We start from the raw sequence: 20,638 nt of genomic DNA on the forward strand, positions 1-20,638 counted from the left end.
TAGCGGGTTTTGTCGGCGCTTCGACTATTTTCCAATGGGGTTATCTTCCGCTGGGGGAGGTCTGAGGCGCATTGGGGCGTGCCGGACGAGAGGCACGCCCGCCGTTGCCCCCCACGCATGGGCGCGCTAGTGATGGCATAAAGTATACAAGAGGAAACGCCATGCCGTCCGATCGGGATCTCCTGCTTGCCCTGTTCGATGTCGCGTTGAACGCGGCGCTGCCTGAGGGCAAGTTCGAGGGCCGTTTGCCGCCGCCGCCGAAGGGGCGGACCATCGTGCTGGGTGCCGGCAAGGCCTCCGCGCGGATGGCGCGCGCGTTCGAGGCGGCCTGGGGCCGCCCGTGCGAGGGGCTGATCGTGACCCGCTACGGTCATGGCTGCGAAACTCAATATGTGGAGATCGTCGAGGCCGCCCATCCGGTGCCCGATCAGGCCGGCTTCGATGCCGCTGGGCGCATCCTGGAGCTGGCCCGCTCTGCCGGGCCAGACGATCTGGTGATCTGCCTGATGTCCGGGGGCGCCTCGGCCCTGCTCACCCAGCCCGCCGAGGGGCTCACGCTGGCGGACAAGCAGGCGCTGAACACCCAGTTGCTGAAGTCCGGCGCGCCCATCGGGGTGATGAACCGGGTGCGCAAGTCCATGTCGGCCATCAAGGGCGGACGGCTGGCGGCGGCCATCGCCCCGGCCCGGTGCGTGACCTATCTGATCTCCGATGTGCCGGGCGATGATCCCGGCGCGATCGGCTCCGGCCCCACCATTCCCGAGGCGTCGGATCCCGAGGAGGTGCTGCGCCTGATGGCCGCCTATGGCATCGCCGTGACCCCGCATCTGGAGCAGGTGATCCGCGGCAATCTTGTCTCCGGCGATCCCCTGCCGGGGCAGGAGGTGCATATGATCGCCACCCCACTGATGGCGCTGACGGCGGCGGAAACCCTTGCCCGCAGCCATGGCCTGACCCCGCTCATCCTTGGCGATGCCATCGAGGGCGAAGCGCGGGAGGCGGCCACCGTGTTCGCCGGCATCGCCCGTTCCGCGGCGGTGCACGGCCTGCCGGCGGGTGCGCCCTGCGTGCTGCTGTCCGGCGGCGAAACCACGGTGACGGTGCGCGGCAAGGGCCGGGGCGGCCGGAATGTGGAGTTTCTTCTGGCCCTGGCCATCGCGCTGAAGGGCGAGGCCGGCGTCAGTGCCATCGCCTGCGATACAGACGGGGTGGACGGCACCGAGGACAATGCCGGTGCCTGGTTCGACGCCAGCGTGCTGGAGACGGCGCGGGCGCAGGGCGTCTCGCCGGAGGCCTTCCTGGCCAATAATGACGGCTACAGTTTCTTCCAGGCGCTGGATCGGCTGGTGATCACCGGGCCCACCCTCACCAACGTCAACGATTTCCGCGCCATCCTCATCCGGCGTTAAGCCTGCGACGAATATGGACATGATGCTGCGGCGCAGCAGGGGCGCGAAAAGCGCATGGCAGTTGGTTTCAATTGCTGCATCAATGGCTTGCTATGTGGAAAGCAAATCTTTGCACGGCAAAGGGTCGTGGAGGTAAGGTCAGCACGCTTGACCTTTGCTGCATTGCAACTAGATAAGAGGAGAGATGCGAGGGGGATCTGGCGACGAATATACAGGAGTACCATCATGAATGAAGAGCGCGCCCCGGGCATCATCCGCAAGCTGTGGCCCGGCGAAGTTCAGATCTTTCGTGACCATCTCCTGCGTCTGGATGTGGAAACCCGTCGCAGCCGGTTCGGATCGGCCGTTGGCCCCGAATTCATCGAGCATTATGCCGGTCGCGTGTTCCGCTCCGGCGCCGTGATCCACGGGTGCTTCGTGGACGGCATTCTGCGCGCCGCCGCCGAACTGTATCCCTTCTCCGAAATCCTGCCCAGCGAGGCCGAGGCGGCCTTCAGCGTCGAGGCCGGTTTTCAGAATCTCGGTCTTGGCACTTTGCTGATGCGCCGCACGGTTCTGGCCGCCCGCAACCGCGGCATCCGCACCCTCTATATGAGCTGCCTGGCCCGCAATCGCCGCATGCAGCAGATCGCCCGCAAGTTCGACGCCGACCTCACCTTCCACACCGATGAAGTGGTGGCGGAACTGAAGGCGCCGTTCCCGTCCGCCTCGTCTTTGGCACGGGAAGCCATGGCCGACGCCCAGGGGGTGGCCGGGGCGCTGTTCCAGGCGCAATGGAGCGCCGGGCAACGCGTGCTGAACATGGTTCTGAGCCCCGCCAACGCCGCCTGATCAGCGCCGTTCGGACGGTCGATCCGTGCGCGCCGGTCTGCGCGCACGGCGCCGTTCAATGCACCGGCGTCTTCGACAGCAGATTGACGATGAGCACGCCGGCGATGATGAGGCCCATGCCGATCACGCCCGCCAGATCCAATACCTGTCCGTACATGGCCCAGGCGATGGCTGCTACCAGAACGATCCCGACACCCGACCAGGTGGCATAAGCGATGCCCACCGGAATGGTCTTCAGGGTGTAGGACAGGCACACGAAGGCGATCGCATAGCCCAGGATCACCAGCAGTGACGGCCAGAGCCGGGTGAAGTTTTCCGCCGACTTCAGCATGGTGGTGGCGAGCACTTCGGCGACGATGGCGATGCCAAGCAGGATATAGGTCATCGCGCACCTGACGCGTGCACGGGGCGCCACGTCAATCCCAATCCAGCAACAAGCGGTCCGGGAAATACCGGGGTTGCGCCACGGGCGTCGGTGGCGCCATACGCGGCGCCATGACGCTGGATCTGGCCTTCGTTCTTTCGGTCGCGGCGCTGCTGAGTGTTCCGGGACCGACCAATACGCTGCTCGCCGCTGCCGGGGCCGCGGGCGGGCCGCGGCATGCGGTGCGGCTGGTGCCGGCGGAATTGGCCGGCTATCTCGTTACCATCGGGCTGCTTTGCACCTTGGTCGGCCCGCTTGTGGCGGGCCACGCCACGGTCCTGATGGCGTTCCGGCTGGCGGCGGCGGTCTATATCGCGGTGTCTGCGGTCGGCCTCTGGCAACCGGCCGCGGGCGTTGCTGGGACTGCGCCCGCCGCCATCGGGCCGCACAAGGTATTCGTGGCCACGCTGCTCAATCCCAAGGGACTGATCTTCGCCTTCGTGATCTTCCCCAAGGGTGGGCTGGCGACGTTGCCGCCGGCTCTCGCGGTGTTCAGCGCGGTGCTGCTCGTCATCGGTACCGGCTGGGTATTGCTGGGCCATCTTATCGCCCGTTCCGCCGGGCGGTTCGCGACGCCGCGGGGCATTTCCCGCAGCGCCGCCGTGGCGCTGGGGGTTTTTGCGCTCATTCTGCTCGGCTCGGCGCTGGCGCCGGTGGCCGGCCCGCTGTTCAGCCCAGCGCCCTGAGGTGGCGCATGGGCCGCCCCGGTGCCACCGCCTGCGCGGCGGCGACCATGGCAGCGGTATCGATGCCGTGGTGGCGGTAGAGATCCTGCAGCGTTCCGGTCTGGCCGAAATGCTCCACGCCCAGCGCCCGCACCCGGTGGCCGTGCACCGAGCCCAGCCATCCCAGGGTGGCCGGGTGGCCGTCGATCACCGTCACCAGTCCGCAATGACGGGGCAGGGGCGCCAGTAGCCGTTCCACATGGCTCTGGGCATTGAGGACGCCATGCTCACGGGCGCGGGCGGCGGCGGTCCAGCCGGCATTGAGACGGTCGGCGGAGGTCACCGCCAACAGGCCCACATCACGGCGGTCCTCGGCAATCAGGCCCACCGCCTCGATGGCCTCCGGCGTCACCGCACCTTGGACCGCGATCACCACCTCGGCATTGGGGCCGGGCTCCCGCAGCCAATAGGCGCCATCCACCATGTGCCGCTTCTGGGTGTCGGTGAGCGTGCGCTGCGGCTGGGCCAGGGGGCGAGTGGACAGGCGGAAATAGACTGAGCCGCCGGTGGCATCCCGCAGCCAGTTGTGGTCCTCGTCCGGTCCCGCGCCTTCACGCTGCACATAGTCGAAGGCAAATCCCATCAGTACCGCCAGTTCATCGACGAACGCCGGCTCGAACGAGGCAAGCCCGTCCTGCGCCATGCCGATGAGCGGGGTGGAGATGGATTGATGCGCGCCGCCTTCGGGCGCCAGCGTGATGCCCGAGGGGGTCGCCACGACGATGAAGCGGGCGTCCTGGTAGCAGGCATAGTTCAGGGCATCGAGGCCGCGGCAGATGAACGGGTCGTAGAGCGTGCCGATGGGAATGAGACGCGCGCCGAACAAGGAATGCGAGAGGCCCAGCGCCGAGAGCATGAGGAACAGGTTCATCTCGGCGATGCCCAGTTCCAGATGCTGCCCCTTGGGGGAGAATTCCCAGTTGAAGGTGGAGGGAATGCGCTCGCGCTTGAACACGTCGATCAGCTCGCGCTGGGCGAACAAGCCGCGCCGGTTCACCCATGGGCCGAGATTGGTGGAGACCGTCACATCCGGCGAGGTGGTGACGATGCGTCCGGCCAAGGCGCTGTCGCCGCGGGCCATCTCCTGCAGGATCAGGCCGAAGCCCGCCTGGGTGGAGAGGCTGGGATTGGGCGGCGTCACCAGGGCCGGCACCGGCAGGGCCGGATCGGACAGGCGCCGGGTGCCCTCGCGCCGGAACGGCACCTTCGCCAGGAAATCGCGGAGCGTGGCCTGCGGCAGCGCCAACCCTTCGAACGGCTCCCATTCGTGGCCGGGGCGCACGTTCATGGCGGCGCGCAGGGTTTCCACCTGGGCCGGGGTCATGAGGCCGGCGTGGTTGTCCTTGTGTCCCGCCAGCGGCAGGCCGAAGCCTTTCACCGTGTAGCAGAGGAAGCAGACCGGGCGGTCGTGATCGATGGCGTCGAACGCTTCCATCACCGTGGGCAGGTCATGGCCGCCCAGATTGGTCATCAGCGCCGAGAGTTCCGCATCGGAGCGCCGCTCAATGAGCGCAGTCACATCGCCCTGGTCGCCGAGATCATCCAACAGGCGCTTGCGCCAGGCGGCGCCGCCCTGGAAGGTCAAAGCGGAATATTCGCCATTGGGGCAGGTGTCGATCCAGGCCTTCAGCCGGGCGCCGCCCTGCTCGCGGAAGGCCGCCTGCTGCAGCGAGCCGTATTTCAGCACCACCACCTGCCAGCCCATGGCTTCGAAAATGCCGACGAAGCGCTCGTACAGGCCCTCGCGCACCACCGCGTCGAGGCTCTGGCGGTTGTAGTCCACGATCCACCAAGTGTTGCGCACATCGTGCTTCCAGCCCTCCAGCAGGGCTTCGAACACATTGCCTTCGTCCAGTTCCGCATCGCCCACCAAGGCGATCATGCGGCCCTCGGGGCGCCCCTGCGGGCCGAGGCCATGGGCGCGCACATAGTCCTGCGCCAGGCTGGCGAACAGCGTCTGGGCCACGCCCAGTCCCACCGAGCCGGTGGAGAAATCCACGTCGTCGGTATCCTTGGTCCGGGAGGGGTAGGACTGCGCGCCCTTATAAGCGCGGAACGCCTCCAGCTTCTCGCGCGTTTGGGCGCCGAGGAGATATTGGATGGCGTGGAAGATCGGGCTGGCGTGGGGCTTGACCGCCACCCGGTCCTGCGGCCGCAGGGTGTGGAAATACAGCGCCGTCATGATGGTGGCGAGCGAGGCGGACGAGGCTTGGTGCCCGCCCACCTTCAGGCCGTCGGACGACGGACGCAGATGGTTCGCATTGTGGATGGTCCAACTGGCCAGCCACAGGACTTTGCGCTCCAATGCGCTGAGGATTTCCAGGTCCGACGATGCACGCAAGTCTGCCTCCCGAGGGTCGATCTCTTGGGTCGCTCGACCGGTGATGATCTTACCTGCGTTGGGGCGGGCATTTTTGCCGAATTGACCTTCAGTGCGCATGAATTTTAGGAAACGGTTCGAATTAATAGGTCTGAAGCAGATAAAAAATCCATTTCGCGGCAGGTGCTGTCATCCATCCCAAGCCCTGGACCAGCGCCGCCGCGCAAACCGGGTGGTCTTGGAAGCGCCCTCCGGCCTACGCTTGCCCCGCACAGGAGACCCATCCATGACCATTCGCGTCGGCATTGGCGGCTGGACCTTCGAGCCTTGGCGGGGGAGCTTTTTTCCCGCCGGCCTGCCCCATGCGCGCGAGCTGGATTATGCAAGCCGCCACGTCACCACCATCGAGGTCAACGGCACCTTCTACCGGACCCAGACGCCCAAGACCTTCGCGAGCTGGGCGGCGCAGGTGCCGGATGATTTTGTCTTCGCCCTCAAGGCCCCGCGCTATGCCACCAACCGCCGGGTGCTGGCGGAGGCGGGGGAGAGTATTACGCGCTTCGTGGACAGTGGGCTGGCGGAACTCGGCGACAAGCTGGGGCCGATCAACTGGCAGTTCGCGCCGACCAAGACGTTTGATCCCGATGACTTTGCCGCCTTCCTGGCCCTGCTCCCAGGCGGCGTGGCCGGGGTAAAGCTGCGCCATGCGGTGGAGGTCCGGCACGCCAGCTTCTGCACTGCGGAATTTGTGGCCCTGGCCCGCGCCCACGCCGTGGCCATTGTCTATGCCGATGATGACGACCACCCCGCGATCGCCGATGCCACGGCCGATTTTGCCTACGCCCGCTTGCAGCGCGCCCGGGAGGACGAGCCCAACGGCTATGACGACGCCACGTTGAAGGCGTGGCAGGGGCGGGCGCAGGTCTGGGCCGAGGGCCGGATTCCCGACGATCTGGCGGTCTATGGCGACCCGGGCCCCGGCACGCCCGCCAAGCGGAAAGGCGGCACGGGGCGGCGGGACGTGTTCCTCTACATGATCAATGGCGCCAAGGTGCGTGCGCCTGCGGCCGCACAGGCCCTACTTGCGCTTCTCGCCGACAGCGTGGATGCCCAGCGTGTCCGATAGGCGCGCCATGATGGCGAACATCAGGGCAGTGGACCAGCCGAACAGCAGCATGCCGTTCGCGGCTGTTATCGGCCCCAGCAGCCGCCAGCGGTGCGTGGGCAGCAGATCGCCATACCCCAGCGTGGTGAAATTCACGAAGGCCAGATAGTAGGAATCCAGATCATTGGTCACGCCGCCCACCAGCACGTAGGCGCTGGCCCAGACGGCCACTTCCAGCAGATGAGCAAAGGTCAGGATCGCCCCGGTCAGCATCATGCCGAGCAGCAGGCTGCGCATGGGGTGGCGTACCCGCACCCGCCGCGACAGCGCGAGCATGGCGCGCACCAGGAACACGCTGGCCAAGGCGTGCATCGCCACGGTGAGGAGGCTCACCATGATCCCGTATAGCAGCTCTCCCGACATGGTCTGGGCTCCGATCACGCTGCGCTGTCCCTGTCCTGTGGCGTCGGGCCGGTCATGGAACCCGATCAGGGGAACCGCAAGGCAGGAATGCGGCGGCATCGGTGCATTTTTTTCATTTGGTGCGGGAACCAACGGCGGGGGCCCGCGTTAAACCCCAATATTGCCGCGTCGACACCGCTCAACGGTTCCACGCAGGGGCGGTGGGCGCGACCTCGAAGGAGGATGCCATGCCCGAGCCGATGTCTCATCCGATCAAGCCGGTCAAACTGCAATACTGGTCCAGATCCCATGCGGTGGGCGCGCCGGAGGGGTGGCCCGAGCCCTATGGGTTCGATACGGTCGAAGATGCGGTTGCCTTCGCCATGACCCAATCGCCCGCTAATCGTGAGCTGGCTTGGCTCCGTACCGAGCGCGGCGAGGTGCTCAAGCCGGACCAGATCTATCGCCGCTGGGCGCTGCGACAGGGCTGAAATCCGATGGTGCGGCCCGTCCGCGGGGTGCCATTGGGGCGTATCGGCGGTCAAAACTGCGTGCGGCGTTGATCTTCCTGCGTCATCGTGTATTTTGCGCCGCAAAATTCCGGCAAGCGGGTCCGAGACATCGGGCCCGCGTTTTGGTGTTTAGGACCTCATGGAACTCCGCAATATCGCGATCATCGCCCACGTCGACCACGGCAAGACCACGCTGGTGGACAAGCTCCTCCAGCAATCGGGCTCGTTCCGTGACAACCAGCGCGTTGCCGAGCGCGTGATGGACTCCAACGACCTCGAAAAAGAACGGGGCATCACCATTCTCGCCAAGGCGACGTCGGTGGTTTGGAACGACATCCGCATCAATATCGTCGACACCCCGGGCCATGCCGACTTCGGCGGCGAGGTGGAGCGCATCCTGTCCATGGTGGACGGCGCCATCGTGCTGGTGGACGCCGCGGAAGGCCCCATGCCGCAGACCAAGTTCGTGGTCGGCAAGGCGCTGAAGATCGGCCTCAAGCCCATCGTCGCCATCAACAAGGTGGATCGTCCAGACGGTCGCCCGCAGGAAGTCATCAACGAGGTGTTCGACCTGTTCGCGGCGCTGGACGCCAATGACGAGCAGCTCGACTTTCCGATCCTGTACGGTTCCGGCCGCGACGGCTGGATGGCGCTGACCCCGGAAGGTCCGAAGGACCAGGGCCTGCGCCCGCTGTTCGAGACGGTGGTGAAGCATGTGCCCCCGGCCCATGTGGACGACGCGCCGTTCCGCATGCTCGGCACCCTCTTGGAAGCCAACCCCTTCCTCGGCCGCATCATCACCGGCCGCATCTCGTCCGGCTCGGTGCGTCCGAACCAATCCATCAAGGTCATCGACCGCGAGGGCAATCTGGTGGAGACCGGTCGTGTCTCCAAGATCCTGGCCTTCCGCGGCATCGAGCGTTCGCCCATCGACATCGGCGAGGCGGGCGACATCGTCTCCATCGCCGGTCTGGTGAAGGGCTCCGTGGCCGATACCTTCTGCGATACGTCGGTGGATACGCCGATCCAGGCGCAGCCCATCGATCCCCCCACCGTGACCATGTCGTTCCTGGTGAATGACAGCCCGCTGGCCGGCACCGAAGGCGACAAGGTGACCAGCCGCATGATCCGCGACCGCCTGTTCAAGGAGGCCGAGGGTAACGTCACGCTGAAGATCGAAGAGTCTGCTGACAAGGATTCGTTCTTCGTCTCCGGCCGCGGCGAACTGCAGCTGGCGATCCTGATCGAGACCATGCGCCGGGAAGGCTTCGAACTGGCCGTGTCGCGTCCTCGCGTGGTGTTCTCGCAGGGCGAAAACGGCGAGATGCTCGAGCCCATCGAAGAAGTCGTCATCGACGTGGACGAGGAATATTCCGGCACCGTGGTGCAGAAGATGTCCGAGCGCCGCGCCGAGATGGTGGAGATGCGGCCCTCCGGCGGCAATCGCCAGCGCCTCCTGTTCCACGCCCCCACCCGCGGGCTCATCGGCTATCAGTCGGAACTGCTGACCGACACCCGCGGCACCGCGATCATGAACCGCCTGTTCCATTCCTATCAGGCGTTCAAGGGCGAGATCCCGGGCCGGGTCAACGGCGTGCTGATCTCCAACGAATCCGGCGAAGCGGTGGCTTATGCCCTGTGGAACCTGGAAGATCGTGGTCCGATGATCATCGAGCCCGGCTGGAAGGTCTACCAGGGCATGCTGATCGGCATCCACAACCGGGATAACGACCTGGAAGTGAACGTGCTGAAGGGCAAGAAGCTCACCAACATCCGCACCACCTCCAAGGACGAGGCGGTGCGCCTGACCCCGCCGATCCGCATGACGCTGGAGCGGTCGCTGGCCTGGATTCAGGACGACGAGCTGGTGGAAGTCACCCCCAAGTCCATCCGCCTGCGCAAGCGCTGGCTGGACCCGAACGAGCGCAAGCGCAATGAGCGCAAGCGCGAGAGCGAAGTGGCCTGATCGGCCAGCGCTTTCCCTCCCGTCCATAGAAAAGCCCCGGCGCCTTGCGCCGGGGCTTTTTCATTTGGGCCGGATGGTGGATCGGGCGCGGACCCTCGCGGCGTCTCAGGGGGCCAGGGAGGCCCGCTGGGCCACCGCAGCCTGACCGTGCAGGGCGAGCCGCTCCTGGGTCATGCGCGCGCGCAGCATTGCCCGCTTGTCCCGCGCCATGCCCGGAATGAGGAAAGCGTCCACCAGCAGCCAGATCAGCCCGATGGCGATGAAATAGCTGAGGATTTGCAGGATCGCGCTGACCGGGCGCCCCAGATAGAAGCGGTGGGCGGAGACAATGCCCAGGAAGAACCAGAACAGATAGGCCAGCACCAGGCTCGGCCCCTCATTGGTCACCCGCGTCTCGATCAGGATCTGCTCGTTGATGTCGAGCGCACTGGGGTCGTTGGTCATACATCTGTTCTCCCGCCGCGACCCCCGCCGGGATCCATCTGCCGCTTCTCGCGTGCGGCGGCCATGTTGGCAAGGGTGCGGCGCGGGGAAGGTCCGCGGCTCCGGCCACAACGGATGCGAATCACGGCGGCTGCCCCTAGGTGAGAAACGCACTGCGGTCTGTCGCCGGCGGAGGCTGCCATTTTGGAACGACTTGGCACCGCATCCGTTTCGTGCACAGGGGCCGTCTGCGCGCGCGCCCTCTTGCCGCCACAGGGCTTCTCTCCTGTGGCCCCCTTGCGCTTGTGCTGAGCCGCCTCATCAACCTCTGTCAGTTCGGAACGAGGGTCCGTTGACAGTGACCCAAAGCCCTCCTACCACTGATAGGCCGGCCGGTTTGCAAGAACAGAGGCGCGGGTGGAGGCACTCCCTTCGCCCCGCCCAACGAGGATCAAATCGCATGGCTCTTCGTGTCTCGGGTAAGAACATCGATGTCGGTGACGCCCTTCGGCAGCGACTGTCGGACCGTGTTTCCGAGATGGTCGGCAAATATTTCGATGGCGGATGGTCAGGCCACGCCACCGTTTGCCGCGAAGGCTCCGGATATCGCTCGGAGCTGCTTCTCCATCTGGATTCCGGCGCCAATCTCCAAGCTCAGGGCAATGCACAGGACCCCAGTGCCTGCGCCGACGCGGCCATGGACAAGGTCGAAAAGCGCCTGCGCCGCTACAAGCAGCGGCTGAAGGATCGCCACGGCCACGGCAACAACGGCCACAGTGCCGAGAGCTATGCGGCGCAAAGCTACGTGCTGGACGCGGCGCCGCTGGTTGAAACCGAAGACGAACTGGAAGGCTGGAGCCCCACCGTGGTGGCCGAGCAGGTCACCCGGCTGAACTCGCTTTCGGTGCGCGACGCGGTGGTGGAGCTGGAGGTCACCGGCGCCTCGGTGGTGGTGTTCCGCCACGCTGGCCATGGTCGCGTCAGCGTGGTCTATCGCCGGGCCGACGGTCATGTGGGCTGGATCGACCCATCCGCTCCCGCCGTGGAAAGCCATTGACCGAAGATAGGGCTTGGGACTAGAGCATGGTGCCGAATAGGGGATACTGCCTTTCGGGCGACACCATGCTCTCGTTTCCAGAGTAGAGACGGTCTAAGAGTTTAGGTTGAATGAACCTGAAATCATCCGGCTCTCGCGTCCGCCGCCATCCTTTGTCCGTCTTGGCCAGCTTTCGCCAGGGATTTTACTGAATGCCCCTTGCCGATCTCGTGGCCCGCGATGCGGTCTTCCCCTCTTTGAGGGCAAGCAGCAAGAAGCAGGCGCTCCAGGAACTGGCGCAGCACGCCGCAGCGCTTATCGGTCGCGACCAGCGCGAAATCTTCGAGACGCTCCTTCAGCGGGAGCGCCTCGGCTCGACCGGCGTGGGGAATGGCATTGCCATCCCCCACGGCAAGCTGCCGCGCCTCGACAAGCTGTTCGGCGCCTTCGCCCGGCTGGAAAAGCCGATCGATTTCGAGGCCTTGGACGGCGAGCCGGTGGATCTGGTGTTCCTGCTGCTGGCGCCCGAAGCGGCCGGAGCCGATCATCTCAAGGCGTTGGCGCGGGTGGCCCGCATGTTGCGGGATCCCACCATTGCGGACAAATTGCGCGGCACCCGGGATGCGGGCGCCATCCATGCGCTGCTGACCACCACGCCGGCTTCCGACGCCGCCTGAGCCTGCAAGGGCCTTTCTGGCCGCGGGAGTGTGCGCGTCGATCTCGGCGCGTCGCCTGTTCCCTTCACCTGCGAGGCGGCAGGGATGGGCCTCAAGGCGTCCATTGCTCAAGGCATCCGCGATCAGACAGAGACAGCTGTGATGCCTTCGCAGGCGGCCTCTGACGTCGCGCGAGGTATTTAAATACCTCACGCTCGACGCGAACAGAATCGATCCGGTCCATCGCCCTGGCGTACACGCATCAGGCGCCGCGCCCGCCCTCCGAAGAGGTCGCGCGCCGCCTGTGCGGGAGATCAGTGAAGGCTGACGGTAATCAGTTCATGCTCGGATGCATTGGCCAACGCCGCTTCTCGGCTGTCGGTGAGCATAATGGGCGTGCCATCGGCCGCGTGGAGCGTGAACAGCGTCAGCCCCGGCGCGATCTCAGGGGCCTGGGGAAACAGCCGCTGCACGTCCTCGGAGCGGATGGTCCGCACATAGGCCAGCTCGCCGCCGCCAAGTGCCGCCAATCCCTCGGGGCTGATGTTCTGAATGGTCTCGTTGAACTTTTCCGTATTCATGTGGGCAACCCTCTCTTCCCGCTTCGTCGCTCTGCTCGCCTGTCAGGATCGGGAAATGATATCGATCCGTTTCGCCAGCCTGGTGGGTTCAGGTCTCACGAGGTCGATGGACAGGAGGCCATTGCGCAATTCGGCGCCGAGCACATTCATGCCCTCGGCCAACACGAACGTGCGCTGGAACTGTCGGGCCGCGATCCCCCTGTGGAGGAAGATCCGGGGCTCCGCATCCTCGGACTGACGGCCGCGGATGGTCAGTTCCTTCTCTTCGAGCGCCACCTCCAGCTCATCCGAAGCAAAACCCGCTACGGCCAGCGTGATGCGCAGGCGCAGGGGAGCGTCCGGAGCGGCGTCGATCCTCTCCACATTATAGGGAGGATATCCGTCCGCGCTTTTGGCGACCCGGTCGAGCGTGCGCTCGACTTCGTCGAACCCCAACAGAAACGGGCTCGACAGCGAAGAGATTCGCGACATGTGCCAAAGTCCTCATCAAGCGACTTTGCGGTTACACGGCGCGATCCGATCCGGATCCCGCCCATCGGGGCCCTGCAAGGCACCCCGACGTTTGCGATATGGGGAGCATTCCCCCACCGTGCAAGACTGCCACGGGAGGGTTGCGCGAGGATGGGGCCGCGCGGGATGGGGTGTTCGACCTTAGGTGGAGCCTCAGGCGGCGCGGCGCGGGCCCACGTCCATGCGCGGCGTAAAGCTGTCGGCGGACGCCGCAAGCCACTCCATGGCATAGGGTGTCTCGTCGGGGGCTTCCACCAAAGAGAACGGCGCCACAAAGGGATAGAGCCGATCCAGCGGCCGCACCTCGATGGGGCTGACCCGGTGCCACACATGGTGCGGCAGCAGGTCCGAGGGGTGGACGAGGCCGGCGGCGGCCACCAGTTCGGACAGCGCCTCCACCGTCTGGCGCTGGAAATGGGCCACGCGATGGGCCTTGTCCGGCACCACCAGCCCGCGCTGGAGGTGAGGATCGTTGGTGGTCACGCCGGTGGGGCAATGGCCGGTGTGGCAGCGCAGGGATTGCACGCAGCCCAGCGAGAACATGAAGGCGCGCGCCGCGTTGCACCAGTCGGCGCCGATGGCCATGTTGGCGGCCATGGAGAAGCCGGAGGTGACCTTGCCGCTGGCGGCGAGGCGCACTTCCCCGCGCAAACCCGCGCCCACCAAGGCGTTGCGCATCAGCACCAGGCCCTCGCGCAGCGGCATGCCCACATGGTCGGCCAACTCGCGGGGGGCGGCGCCGGTGCCGCCTTCGGAGCCGTCCACCACCACGAAGTCCGGGCGGATGCCGGTGGCCAGCATGGCCTTGACGATGGCGAAGGTCTCGCTGGGATGGCCCACGCACAGCTTGAGCCCCACCGGCTTGCCGCCGGAGAGTTCGCGCAGGCGGCCGACGAATTCCATCATCTCCACCGGGGTGTTGAAGGCCGGGTGGCGGGAGGGGGAAATGCAGTCCTCGCCCATGGCGATGCCGCGGGTCTCGGCGATCTCCGGGGTGACCTTGGCGGCGGGCAGCACGCCGCCGTGACCGGGCTTGGCGCCTTGACTCAGCTTGATTTCGATCATCTTCACCTGGTCGTCCGCGGCGCGCTCGGCGAAGCGTTCGGGGGAGAAGGAGCCGTCGCGGTTGCGGCAGCCGAAATAGCCCGAGCCCAGTTCCCACACGATGTCGCCGCCATGGATGCGGTGATAGGGCGAGAGGCCGCCCTCGCCGGTGTCGTGATAGAAGCCGCCCTGCTTGGCGCCGAGATTGAGCGCCTCGATGGCGTTGCGGCCGAGGGAGCCGAAGCTCATGGCGGAGATGTTGAGCACCGCCGCGGAATAGGGCTTGGCGCACTGCGGGCCGCCCACCGTGACCCGGAACGGTTCCTTGGCCACCGGCATCGGCGCCAAGGAATGGGTCATCCATTCGTATTCGCTGGAATAGGTGTTCAGTTCGGTGCCGAACGGCTGGCGATCTTCCTCACCCTTGGACCGGGCATAGATCAGGCTGCGATCGCTGCGGGGATAAGGCCGGCCTTCCTGGTCGCCCTCGACGATATACTGGCGCAGATAGGGGCGCAGGGCCTCGAATAGCCAGCGCACCGAGCCGATCAACGGATAGTTGCGCAGCAAGGAGTGGTGCGACTGCACCATGTCGAACACGCCGATCACCACCAGAGGCACCATGGCGCAGAACAGCCAGAGCCAGGCCTGGTGGCTGGTGAAGGACAGGATGAGGCCGAGCAGGGCCAAGGCCGCCACGGCGAAGAAGGCGCTGTAGCGCCGCAGCCACAGCACCGTGCCGGGTTCGAGTGCACCGGACATTGTTGTTTCCCCCGCAGGATTTAACTGCGCCGGAGGTTAGGCGGGCGCGTTCTGGGGCACAAGGGCGCCCCGGCGTCGTTGATGCGACACGCTGTGTGTCTGAGAGAGAAGTTCCCCGCTATTCCGGGGGCTGTTCCCCGTTGTTCCGGCCCATGGACACGGATGCAACAGTCACACGACCTGTCGCAGTACATGGCACACGCTTGTGTCGTGTGACATGTCCTCATGGTGCTCGGATACTCGGGTGCTCGGATACTCGGGTGCTCGGATACGCGGGCGCTGTCGCGTGGAGGCCGGCCTCAGGCCACCGTCGCCGCGGCGTGGGCGGTGAAACCGTCCGCGAGGCGGCGCAGCACCGGGATCTGCTCCGGCAGTTCGCTCCAATAGCGGCGGTGCAATTCCAGATTGACCACCGCCCCCGGCGCCAGGGTGCACTGGCGGGTGACCTCGCTCCAGGGGATGTCGCCCCAGCCCAGCGGCAGATGCAGATCGCCTTCGCCCAGGCCCAGGCGCTCGGCATCGTCGATGGCCCAGCTCTCCAGCGCCCGGCCGAAGCTGTCATGCACATGCACATGCTTGGCGAACGGGGCCAGCGCCATCAGTTCCGGCAGCAGCGGCACCCGGGCGTCGGTGCAGCGCAGATAAGCGTGGCTCACATCCAGGGTGGCGCGCACATGCGGATGGTCGAGGGAATCCAGTTCGGCGGCGAGGCGCGAGGGCAGCGGGGTCTCGCGCATGCGCTCGAAGCGGAACACGTTTTCCACGCACAAGGTGACGTCGTTGCGGGCGGCCACATCGCCCGCATGGCTCAGGGCGTCGCGCTGGCGTTTGTAGGCGACCGCGATGTCGTCGTCCTGCTCGCGCACGCAGCCGGCGTGCATCACCATGTTCACCGCGCCCAGGGCGCCGGCGATCTCCAGCGCGGCGTCCAGCAGCGCCACATGGCGCGGCAGGCGCGCCGGCTGGTCCATGAGGTTGATGGCCAGCGGCCCATGCACGGTGTAGCGGAGCGGGCGGTCGCGGGTGGCGGCGACCAGTTTCTGCAAGCGGTCGCTGAGGATGCGGCCGTTGGCCACCAGGGTCCAGGCGAACACCGGCAGCTCGACGAACTCCACGCCGAGGCGCTCGGCTTCATCCAGCTTGGGGCCGAGATCGTCGAAGTCGGGGGAGGTGGCCCGAATGGAGTAGCCGACGCCGAGAACGGCGGGCGAGGGCGCGAGCGCGTCCATCTTCTGTTCCTTAACGCTGAGAGGAGACCCGAACGCTGAGCGGAAACCAGGCCTGGGCGGCACACGAGATGTTTACCATAAAGCTTGAGTGTGACGGTTGCACGTATCTTTTGCGGCGCAGCATCGGGTGACGCCGGGACGGCCGGAGGCGGGTCTGTGGCCCCCACACCCGCCGTCCGGTTTCGGCCCGAGGGCAAGGCGGACCGGTGGTTGTGCCCCCCGGCCCGACTGATGCCGCAATCTGCCTGTTGATGTCGCGGACGACGCGCCGTGAGGCCTCAAACCGCACAGCTCGAGCTTGAAACGCGCACCGCCTGACGGCAATGTGCGCGGAACCAGACGCTCAGCGGGTGGATGCCGAGGCATATCTCGCCGGGCAACAGGACACGGGACACGGCCACATCATGATCATCGACGCGCGCAATGCCACGGTTGGCGAAAGTGACGAGGCCGCTCTGCGGGGGCTTCGGTCGGGAGCACTCTCCCGCCGGTCGTTTCTGGTCGGCTCGGCCGTGAGTGTCGGCGCGCTGGGTCTTGCCGGCTGCGCGTCACCGGACGGCATGAGCCTGGCCGAGGCGCAGAAGGTCTACGGGCCGGTGCCGGACAAGAAAGTCGAGATTCCGGCGGTGGACGTCACCAAGGTGCCGCCGAAGTTCTTCCGCAAGACCGTGCCCTACGAGACCAAGGAAGCGGTCGGCACCATCATCGTCGATCCCAGCGCGTATTACGTCTACCGCGTCGAGGACGACGGCAAGGCCACCCGCTATGGCGCCAATGTGGGCCGCGACGGCTTCCGCTGGAGCGGTGACGCTTATGTGGGCCGCAAGAGCGAGTGGCCCACCTGGACTCCGCCCCGGGAGATGATCAAGCGCCAGCCCGAGGTGGCCAAATGGGCCGGCGGCATGCCCGGTGGCCTCGAGAACCCGCTCGGCGCCCGCACGCTGCATCTCTACCAGAACGGCAGCTACACGCTCTACACCATCTATGCCACCATCGACCCGGAGACCATCGGCTCCGGCATCACCAGCGGCTGCGTCGGCCTGCTGACCCAGGACATGATCGACCTCTACGACCGCACCCCGGTCAAGACCAAGGTGGTCGTGCTGCCGGCGTAGTCCTGCCGGCCTAGCACCGATCGACATTCAGCGGCTGCCCTCACCGCTCGTCATGCCCGGGCTTGTCCCGGGCATCCACGCCGGGCCGTCAGTGCGCGGTTTGAAACGCAAGGACAGGCCTCGCCGCGTGGATGGCCGGGACAAGCCCGGCCATGACGAACCACCAGGCAAAGGCGAGCGACGCTTCCTTCAAAAAGAACGACACGCCAACCGTTTGCGCTCGACAGCCCCTATCGACGTCTTTCCTCTCTCAATGTCGATCCGTTCGAGCACCGCCCGTTCCAGGCGGGGCCGGTGCGGGCAGCATCGGGCCGTCAGACGCCGTTGCACCCTTGGGCGCAACTCGCCATGGTGCCCGGCTGTTACCGGAGAGAGCCAATGACCATCGAGAGCGAGGATCAGCTCGACAAGCTGCGGACCGTCGGCCGGCTGGTGGCGCGCACCCTGGCCGCCATGGGCAAGGCGCTGGAGCCGGGCATGACGACCAAGGAGCTGGATGACCTTGGCCGCGCGCTCCTGGAGCAGGACGGTGCCCGCTCTGCCCCCCATCTGACCTATGATTTTCCTGGCGCGACCTGCATTTCCGTCGGCCCCGACTGCGCCCATGGCATCCCGGACGGCACGGTGGTGCAGGCGGGCGACCTGATCAATATCGACGTTTCGGCAGAACTGGACGGCTATTTCGGCGATACCGGCGCCAGCTTCGCCGTGCCGCCCACACGCCCGCGCATCGACCGCCTCTGTCGCGATGGGCGTCGGGCCATGTGGGCGGGTATCCGGGCGGTGAAGCCCGGCCGTCCGTTGAACGACGTCGGCCGCTCCATCGAGACCTTTGCCCGAACCCACGGATACAGCCTCGTGCGCAATCTTTCGAGCCACGGGGTCGGGCGGTCCCTGCATGACGAGCCGACCGAAATCCCCACCTGGTTCGAGCCGCAGGACCGGCGCACCATCTCCGAAGGCCTGGTCTTCACCATCGAGCCGTTCTTGTCGCTGGGGGCGGATTGGGTGGAGGAAGGGGCGGACGGCTGGTCGCTGCGCCCCGCCGGTCAGGAGCCGACGGTGCAGTACGAGCACACCCTCGTCGCCACCCGGCAGGGACCGTTGATCCTGACGCTCGCCTGATCGCGAGCCCTGAACGGGCCGCACGGAGGGCGACATCCGCCCTCCGCCGCCATGGCGTGACGCCCACGCGTCAAGTCTCACGCGCCAAGGCCCCCGCGTCGAGGACCCGGCGCGAGGCTAAACCGGCGCATCGGCGGCAAAATCCATCCGCTGGAGATCGGCGATCAGCCCGGGCTGGGTCGGGTGCCATCCAAGGCGCGCGCGGGTCCAGGCGCTGGACGCCGGCATGTGGAGGCGGACGAACATGGCCATCCAGCCGAAGTGCGCCGCAGCCTCCTCGGGCGACAGCGCGACCACCGGCACCTGGAGGCCCGCCCCGATCACCGTGGCGATGTCGCGGGCGCTGACACCCGCTTCATCCACCGCATGGAAGCGCTCGCCCGCCTGGCCCTGCTCGACCGCCAGTTTGTAAAGCCGCGCCACGTCCAGAACGTGGCCCGCCGGCCAGCAATTGCCGCCGTCGCCCACATAGGCCGATACCCCCGTGCGGCGGGCGATGTCGATGATGGGGGTGACGAGGCCCTGCTTGCGGGTGTCGTGCACCTGCGGCAGGCGCACCACCACCACCTTGACGCCCGCCGCCGCCATCTCCTGGCCCGCCAGTTCGGACGCCACGCGCGGGTTGGGATGATGGAGGTCGAACACCGCCTCGGTGGCCGGCTGCCCCGGCGTGCCCCCGCCCATGCCGGTGCCCGAGGTGATCACCAGCGGCCGGTCCGAGCCGGCCAGGGCTTCGCCCAGCGCCCGGATCACCCGCTGGTCCTTGGCGCAGTTGGCGACGAAGTGGGAGAAGTCGTGGTCGAAGGCGGTGTGGATCACCGCGTCGGCCTGCGCCGCGCCGGCCTTGAGGCTCTCCAGGTCCTCCAGCGTGCCGCGATGGGGCGTAACCCCCGCTTGCACCAGCGCCGCCGCGCCGGCGTCCGAGCGCGTCATGCCCAGCACCTGATGCCCGGCGCCCAGCAGTTCGGGGATGATGTGCGCGCCGATGAAGCCGGTGGCGCCGGTGAGAAAGATGCGCATGGGAGACCTCCTGTGATCGTCAGGAGGCCCATGTAGTCCCATCGATCCTCATGTTATAGTAGTGACCTTATCAGGGTATAATCATTACCTGGACCGCTATGCCCGGGACCGCCATGCCCGTCGAGACCACCACCAGCCTTGGGGCGTTTCTCAAGGACCGCCGCACCCGGATGGATCCGGTCGCCCTGGGCTTTCCCGCCGGGCGCCGGCGCACGCCGGGGCTGCGCCGGGAGGAGGTGGCGCAGCGCGCCAACATCAGCCCCACCTGGTACACCTGGCTGGAGCAGGGCCGCGGCGGGGCGCCCTCCGCCGATGTGCTCGACCGCATCGCCGCCGGCCTGATGCTGACCGAGCCGGAGCGGGAGCATCTCTATATGCTGGGGCTGGGGCGGCCGCCCGAGATCCGGTATCAGGCCGTGCATGGGGTTTCGCCCCGGCTGCAGCGGGTGCTGGACGCGTTCGAGGTCAGCCCGGTGATCATCAAGAACGCCACCTGGGACGTCATCGCCTGGAACCGCGCCGCCGCGACGGTCCTGACCGACTATGCCCAGCTGCCGCCGGACGGGCGCAACATCCTGCGCCTGATCTTTGCCGATGGGCGCGTCCGGGCCGCCCAGGAGGATTGGGCCCGCGTGGCCCGCTATGTGGTGGGCACGTTCCGGGCGGATGCGGTGCGCGCGGGGGCGTCGAAGGAGATGGAGCGGCTGGTGGCCGAGCTGCGCCAGCTCAGTCCCGAGTTCGAGGCCATGTGGCTGGACAATGACGTGCGCGCCACGATGGACGGGGTCAAGCGTCTGCACCATCCGCATCTGGGCGTGCTGGAGCTGGAGTTTTCCACCTTCGCCGTGGAGGGGCGTCCGGAACTGGCGATGGTGGTCTACAACCCCGCCACGCCGGCCGATGCCGACCGCATCCGCGCATTCATCGCCGCCCAATCCCCCTGACCGCGCCGGCGGCGCGGCCGCGGGAAGGGGCGATGCGAGAGGCCGGGCCGATCAGGGACTGAGCTGAGGCCCACCCGGAGGATCTGCGCCATCGCCAGCGACAGGGCGGGCCTCAGGCCCCCGCCAGCGCGTGCAGGGCCCGCACGTCCTGGGCCAGGGTCATGGGGTCGAACGGCTTGGCCACCACCCCAACCGCGCCCAGGGTGCGGAAATGCTCCACCTCATGGGCCTGGGTGCGGGCGGTGACGAAGGCCACCGGAATGGCGTGGGTGGCGGGGTCCGCCCGCAGCCGCGCCAGGGTGGTGGGGCCGTCCATGTCCGGCATCATCACATCCAGCAGGATCAGGTCGAGGCCTCCCGCCGCCGCCCGCTCCAGCGCCTTGGCGCCGGAGGCGGCGGTCTCGGCCGCAAGGTCGGGGTCGAGGGAGAGCGACAGGGCGACGATCTCGCGGATGTCCGGCTCGTCGTCCACATAGAGCACGCGCAGCGTCACCTTGGG

The 20,638-nt window shown here is 66.8% G+C and carries 21 protein-coding genes; 11 read left to right on the top strand and 10 right to left on the bottom strand.

What is annotated here, in order from left to right; all coding sequences use genetic code 11:
• Window positions 1-161: 161 nt before the first annotated feature.
• A complete protein-coding gene (locus AAG816_RS04280) occupies window positions 162-1,409 on the top strand; it encodes a glycerate kinase (RefSeq protein WP_341988283.1) in 1,248 nt (415 codons plus the stop codon).
• 225 nt (window positions 1,410-1,634) lie between these two features.
• Window positions 1,635-2,240 (top strand): GNAT family N-acetyltransferase, encoded by a 606-nt coding sequence (locus tag AAG816_RS04285; RefSeq protein WP_341988284.1) that lies wholly within the window; start codon window positions 1,635-1,637, stop codon window positions 2,238-2,240.
• Between the two features lie 55 nt (window positions 2,241-2,295).
• Here AAG816_RS04285 and AAG816_RS04290 read toward each other — a convergent pair whose 3' ends face one another.
• On the bottom strand, window positions 2,296-2,625 hold the full coding sequence (locus AAG816_RS04290) for an SMR family transporter (protein WP_341988285.1): 330 nt from the start codon (window positions 2,623-2,625) through the stop codon (window positions 2,296-2,298).
• A gap of 110 nt (window positions 2,626-2,735) precedes the next feature.
• Between AAG816_RS04290 and AAG816_RS04295 the strand changes: the two genes are divergently transcribed.
• The gene (locus AAG816_RS04295; protein WP_341988286.1) at window positions 2,736-3,350 is read left to right on the top strand and encodes a hypothetical protein; all 615 of its coding nucleotides are present in this window, start codon (window positions 2,736-2,738) and stop codon (window positions 3,348-3,350) included.
• On the opposite strand, the gene AAG816_RS04300 is transcribed toward AAG816_RS04295, so the two are convergent.
• On the bottom strand, window positions 3,334-5,730 hold the full coding sequence (locus tag AAG816_RS04300; RefSeq protein ID WP_341988287.1) for a transketolase: 2,397 nt from the start codon (window positions 5,728-5,730) through the stop codon (window positions 3,334-3,336). The genes AAG816_RS04295 and AAG816_RS04300 overlap by 17 nt on opposite strands.
• Window positions 5,731-5,995: 265 nt before the next feature.
• Here AAG816_RS04300 and AAG816_RS04305 point away from each other — a divergent pair, with 265 nt between their 5' ends.
• Window positions 5,996-6,835: a DUF72 domain-containing protein gene (locus tag AAG816_RS04305; RefSeq protein WP_341988288.1), complete on the top strand. Its 840-nt coding sequence runs from the start codon at window positions 5,996-5,998 to the stop codon at window positions 6,833-6,835.
• Here AAG816_RS04305 and AAG816_RS04310 read toward each other — a convergent pair.
• On the bottom strand, window positions 6,788-7,255 hold the full coding sequence (locus tag AAG816_RS04310) for a potassium channel family protein (RefSeq protein WP_341988289.1): 468 nt from the start codon (window positions 7,253-7,255) through the stop codon (window positions 6,788-6,790). The two genes, AAG816_RS04305 and AAG816_RS04310, sit on opposite strands and share 48 nt — an antisense overlap.
• 209 nt (window positions 7,256-7,464) lie before the next feature.
• Between AAG816_RS04310 and AAG816_RS04315 the strand changes: the two genes are divergently transcribed.
• Together AAG816_RS04315 and typA are read left to right on the top strand one after the other, a co-directional pair.
• Window positions 7,465-7,707, top strand: coding sequence for a hypothetical protein (locus tag AAG816_RS04315; protein WP_341988290.1), 243 nt, complete (start codon window positions 7,465-7,467; stop codon window positions 7,705-7,707).
• Between the two features lie 160 nt (window positions 7,708-7,867).
• Window positions 7,868-9,694, top strand: coding sequence for a translational GTPase TypA (typA, locus tag AAG816_RS04320; RefSeq protein WP_341988292.1), 1,827 nt, complete (start codon window positions 7,868-7,870; stop codon window positions 9,692-9,694).
• 105 nt (window positions 9,695-9,799) lie between these two features.
• Here typA and AAG816_RS04325 read toward each other — a convergent pair whose 3' ends face one another.
• On the bottom strand, window positions 9,800-10,138 hold the full coding sequence (locus tag AAG816_RS04325) for a TM2 domain-containing protein (RefSeq protein WP_341988293.1): 339 nt from the start codon (window positions 10,136-10,138) through the stop codon (window positions 9,800-9,802).
• Between the two features lie 439 nt (window positions 10,139-10,577).
• On the opposite strand from AAG816_RS04325, the gene raiA reads away from it, so the two are divergent.
• Together raiA and ptsN are read left to right on the top strand one after the other, a co-directional pair.
• Entirely contained in the window at window positions 10,578-11,174 is a 597-nt protein-coding gene (raiA, locus tag AAG816_RS04330; protein ID WP_341988294.1) for a ribosome-associated translation inhibitor RaiA, read from the top strand.
• A gap of 191 nt (window positions 11,175-11,365) precedes the next feature.
• Complete coding sequence (ptsN, locus tag AAG816_RS04335) at window positions 11,366-11,830, top strand: PTS IIA-like nitrogen regulatory protein PtsN (RefSeq protein WP_341988295.1); 465 nt, start codon at window positions 11,366-11,368, stop codon at window positions 11,828-11,830.
• Between the two features lie 293 nt (window positions 11,831-12,123).
• Here the strand turns inward: ptsN and AAG816_RS04340 are convergent, their stop codons facing one another.
• The 4 genes from AAG816_RS04340 to AAG816_RS04355 all read right to left on the bottom strand — a co-directional run bounded on the left by AAG816_RS04340 (window position 12,124) and on the right by AAG816_RS04355 (window position 15,935).
• Window positions 12,124-12,390: a DUF1150 domain-containing protein gene (locus AAG816_RS04340; protein WP_341988296.1), complete on the bottom strand. Its 267-nt coding sequence runs from the start codon at window positions 12,388-12,390 to the stop codon at window positions 12,124-12,126.
• A gap of 42 nt (window positions 12,391-12,432) precedes the next feature.
• Window positions 12,433-12,861, bottom strand: coding sequence for an Hsp20 family protein (locus tag AAG816_RS04345; protein ID WP_341988297.1), 429 nt, complete (start codon window positions 12,859-12,861; stop codon window positions 12,433-12,435).
• A 192-nt stretch (window positions 12,862-13,053) separates the two neighbouring features.
• A complete protein-coding gene (locus AAG816_RS04350; RefSeq protein ID WP_341988298.1) occupies window positions 13,054-14,706 on the bottom strand; it encodes an FMN-binding glutamate synthase family protein in 1,653 nt (550 codons plus the stop codon).
• Between the two features lie 299 nt (window positions 14,707-15,005).
• The gene (locus tag AAG816_RS04355; protein WP_341988299.1) at window positions 15,006-15,935 is read right to left on the bottom strand and encodes a sugar phosphate isomerase/epimerase family protein; all 930 of its coding nucleotides are present in this window, start codon (window positions 15,933-15,935) and stop codon (window positions 15,006-15,008) included.
• A gap of 404 nt (window positions 15,936-16,339) precedes the next feature.
• Between AAG816_RS04355 and AAG816_RS04360 the strand changes: the two genes are divergently transcribed.
• Together AAG816_RS04360 and map are read left to right on the top strand one after the other, a co-directional pair.
• Window positions 16,340-17,050: a L,D-transpeptidase gene (locus AAG816_RS04360; RefSeq protein WP_341988300.1), complete on the top strand. Its 711-nt coding sequence runs from the start codon at window positions 16,340-16,342 to the stop codon at window positions 17,048-17,050.
• A gap of 378 nt (window positions 17,051-17,428) precedes the next feature.
• Window positions 17,429-18,175, top strand: coding sequence for a type I methionyl aminopeptidase (gene map, locus AAG816_RS04365; protein WP_341988301.1), 747 nt, complete (start codon window positions 17,429-17,431; stop codon window positions 18,173-18,175).
• 117 nt (window positions 18,176-18,292) lie between these two features.
• Here map and AAG816_RS04370 read toward each other — a convergent pair whose 3' ends face one another.
• Window positions 18,293-19,195, bottom strand: coding sequence for an SDR family oxidoreductase (locus AAG816_RS04370; RefSeq protein WP_341988302.1), 903 nt, complete (start codon window positions 19,193-19,195; stop codon window positions 18,293-18,295).
• 113 nt (window positions 19,196-19,308) lie between these two features.
• Between AAG816_RS04370 and AAG816_RS04375 the strand changes: the two genes are divergently transcribed.
• The gene (locus tag AAG816_RS04375) at window positions 19,309-20,139 is read left to right on the top strand and encodes a helix-turn-helix transcriptional regulator (protein WP_341988303.1); all 831 of its coding nucleotides are present in this window, start codon (window positions 19,309-19,311) and stop codon (window positions 20,137-20,139) included.
• A gap of 112 nt (window positions 20,140-20,251) precedes the next feature.
• On the opposite strand, the gene AAG816_RS04380 is transcribed toward AAG816_RS04375, so the two are convergent.
• Window positions 20,252-20,632 carry a response regulator gene (locus AAG816_RS04380; protein ID WP_341988304.1) on the bottom strand — a complete coding sequence of 127 codons (381 nt, stop codon included), beginning with the start codon at window positions 20,630-20,632 and terminating at the stop codon, window positions 20,252-20,254.
• Between the last annotated feature and the right edge of the window lie 6 nt (window positions 20,633-20,638).

This window comes from Azorhizobium sp. AG788 (assembly GCF_943371865.1).
Taxonomy (GTDB): Bacteria; Pseudomonadota; Alphaproteobacteria; order Rhizobiales; family Xanthobacteraceae; genus Azorhizobium.

Bases quoted from the DNA above. Each gene is read 5' to 3' on its own strand.
- AAG816_RS04280 (WP_341988283.1), top strand. From the start codon at position 162: ATGCCGTCCGATCGGGATCTCCTGCTTGCCCTGTTCGATGTCGCGTTG.
- map (WP_341988301.1), top strand. From the start codon at position 17,429: ATGACCATCGAGAGCGAGGATCAGCTCGACAAGCTGCGGACCGTCGGC.
- AAG816_RS04375 (WP_341988303.1), top strand. From the start codon at position 19,309: ATGCCCGTCGAGACCACCACCAGCCTTGGGGCGTTTCTCAAGGACCGC.
- AAG816_RS04325 (WP_341988293.1), bottom strand. From the start codon at position 10,138: ATGACCAACGACCCCAGTGCGCTCGACATCAACGAGCAGATCCTGATC.
- AAG816_RS04285 (WP_341988284.1), top strand. From the start codon at position 1,635: ATGAATGAAGAGCGCGCCCCGGGCATCATCCGCAAGCTGTGGCCCGGC.
- raiA (WP_341988294.1), top strand. From the start codon at position 10,578: ATGGCTCTTCGTGTCTCGGGTAAGAACATCGATGTCGGTGACGCCCTT.
- AAG816_RS04305 (WP_341988288.1), top strand. From the start codon at position 5,996: ATGACCATTCGCGTCGGCATTGGCGGCTGGACCTTCGAGCCTTGGCGG.
- ptsN (WP_341988295.1), top strand. From the start codon at position 11,366: ATGCCCCTTGCCGATCTCGTGGCCCGCGATGCGGTCTTCCCCTCTTTG.
- AAG816_RS04345 (WP_341988297.1), bottom strand. From the start codon at position 12,861: ATGTCGCGAATCTCTTCGCTGTCGAGCCCGTTTCTGTTGGGGTTCGAC.
- AAG816_RS04360 (WP_341988300.1), top strand. From the start codon at position 16,340: ATGATCATCGACGCGCGCAATGCCACGGTTGGCGAAAGTGACGAGGCC.
- AAG816_RS04350 (WP_341988298.1), bottom strand. From the start codon at position 14,706: ATGTCCGGTGCACTCGAACCCGGCACGGTGCTGTGGCTGCGGCGCTAC.
- AAG816_RS04295 (WP_341988286.1), top strand. From the start codon at position 2,736: ATGACGCTGGATCTGGCCTTCGTTCTTTCGGTCGCGGCGCTGCTGAGT.
- AAG816_RS04290 (WP_341988285.1), bottom strand. From the start codon at position 2,625: ATGACCTATATCCTGCTTGGCATCGCCATCGTCGCCGAAGTGCTCGCC.
- AAG816_RS04315 (WP_341988290.1), top strand. From the start codon at position 7,465: ATGCCCGAGCCGATGTCTCATCCGATCAAGCCGGTCAAACTGCAATAC.
- AAG816_RS04340 (WP_341988296.1), bottom strand. From the start codon at position 12,390: ATGAATACGGAAAAGTTCAACGAGACCATTCAGAACATCAGCCCCGAG.
- typA (WP_341988292.1), top strand. From the start codon at position 7,868: ATGGAACTCCGCAATATCGCGATCATCGCCCACGTCGACCACGGCAAG.
- AAG816_RS04370 (WP_341988302.1), bottom strand. From the start codon at position 19,195: ATGCGCATCTTTCTCACCGGCGCCACCGGCTTCATCGGCGCGCACATC.
- AAG816_RS04355 (WP_341988299.1), bottom strand. From the start codon at position 15,935: ATGGACGCGCTCGCGCCCTCGCCCGCCGTTCTCGGCGTCGGCTACTCC.